This is a genomic window from Polynucleobacter sp. 39-46-10 (assembly GCF_002282275.1).
The window spans coordinates 1-1,986 of the sequence record NZ_NCJB01000389.1; the positions used below are offsets into that span (position 1 = coordinate 1).

The following is a 1,986-nucleotide window of genomic DNA, read 5'->3' on the forward strand; positions in this document are numbered from 1 at the left end:
AGACAACATATCTGAATCATATAGATGATTTAGATATCTTGCAAGAACCAATTCATTGTGCGGTGCAACGAATACAAAGTGGCATAACATCATGAGTGGGGGAGATGGCAGTAATAAAAAATACAACTAGTAAGTAGCAATAAAAGTTTTTTTGATGTCTAAGTAACACCAATACAAAGATCAAATTACTAACGGAGGTCACCAATGTTTAAGATTGAAAAATATAAGTTCAGCAGGCGATTAGTTTTAATTGCTGGCGCGCTTACCTTGGCAATGCCGCAACTAGCAGCAGCGCAGTCATGGCCCACAAAGCCAATCAAATTAATAATTCCATTTGCGGCTGGCGGTACGACTGATATCTTAGGTCGATTATTGGCTCAGCAACTTACAAAAGATCTCGGTCAAAACGTCATTGTTGAAAACAAAGGCGGTGCCGGAGGAAATATTGCTGCAGAGTACGTAGCGCAGTCCCCTGCTGATGGCTATACCATCATGCTCGCATCTGGAAGCATGCTTACCGTTAACCCTAATTTGTATAAAAAATTACCGGTCGATTATGCGAAGGACTTTGTTTACATTACAAACGTGGCTAGTGGTCCAATGCTGTTATCAGTAAGTAAAAAGCTACCAGTAAAGAATTTTGCCGAGTTTATTGCTTATGCAAAAACTAAAGATCTCAATTTTGGATCTGCTGGAATCGGAAGCCAAGTGCATATGGCCGGAGAAAATCTCACCTATGCAGCCAAAATTCCGGCAACACATGTACCTTATAAAGGCGAATCCGCTGCCATTAATGATCTTGTTTCTGGCCAAATTGACTTTATGGTTGGCAATCTTACCGCTGCGACTGGCTTTGCTAAGAATGGTCAAATTAAGCCGCTAGCAGTTACTAGTGCTAAACGTGTTCAGCAGCTACCAGATGTTCCAACAGTTGCCGAAGCTGGCATCCCGGGATTTGAGAGCACTGGCTGGTTCGGCTTGGTAGCTCCAGCTAATACTCCAAATGCGATTACCGAGAAAATCTATAACGCTACTGTCAAAGCAGTAAGCTCCGAGGCTATGAGAAAGAGTTTGGATCTTAACGGCTTAACAGCGGTAGTGAATTCTCAGAAAGATTTTGAATCGCAAGTTAAGTCTGAATCAGGAGTTTGGGAGAAGGTGATTAAGGGTCGTAATATTAGTACTCAGTAATACCTTTGGTTTCATTTAAAAGCGAGGACGAGTCCTCGCTTTTTTATTGCGCGCTAGGTAATTTGTCTAATTAATAGTATGGCTCCAGCAAATACCAGGATTAAACCGTATGCCATACGCATCATGGCATTACTCAGTTTGGTATGGACATGTGTGCCAGTCCATATTCCCAAAAAAGCCACTGGCATCAACAGTACTGCCAAACCAATTACTTCCCAGCTTAATATCAATCCCGTTACCAACATCAGAATAAGTCGTAAGAAGGTCAACATGAAGATCGCAAATGCCATTGTTGCACGCAATACTTTGGGATTATTAATACGAAGGCCTAGATAAGAAACGTAGAGTGGCCCACCGGTAGCAAAGAGTGCAGTAAAGGCGCCCCCTAAAAATCCAAGGGGTAAGGCCCACCATTTACTAATGGGGTCTCTGGTTTCAACATTCCTTTTAATAAGAACCCTTACTCCATTGACTGCAGCAAATAATCCAAGAATCAGCAGTAAGGGTTCGCTGGGCGACTTAACCAGCAGAAATATTCCTAAGAACATCCCCAAGACGCTAAAAGGAAAAAGCCATTTAAGCTCGGCAATATCAGCATCACCGGAGGACTTCCTGCCAACATATAAGGAAGCACAAATGTCTACTAAAACCATCATTGGCACAACTACCTTTAATGGGTACATCTGCACCAGTAAAGGGACTGCCACTATTGAGGAACCAAATCCTGACACCCCAAAGATAAAGAATGCGCACAAAACAATCAATACTGCTAGCGCAAATGAGAGCGGCTCAATT

General features: G+C 42.4%; 2 protein-coding genes. One reads left to right on the plus strand and one right to left on the minus strand.

What is annotated here, in order from left to right; all coding sequences use genetic code 11:
• Positions 1-204: 204 nt before the first annotated feature.
• The gene (locus tag B7X71_RS15960) at positions 205-1,191 is read left to right on the plus strand and encodes a tripartite tricarboxylate transporter substrate binding protein (protein ID WP_293599530.1); all 987 of its coding nucleotides are present in this window, start codon (positions 205-207) and stop codon (positions 1,189-1,191) included.
• Positions 1,192-1,244: 53 nt separating this feature from the next.
• Here B7X71_RS15960 and B7X71_RS15965 read toward each other — a convergent pair.
• Positions 1,245-1,986 (minus strand): sulfite exporter TauE/SafE family protein (locus tag B7X71_RS15965; RefSeq protein WP_293599531.1); only part of this gene is annotated, 742 nt, incomplete at its 5' end.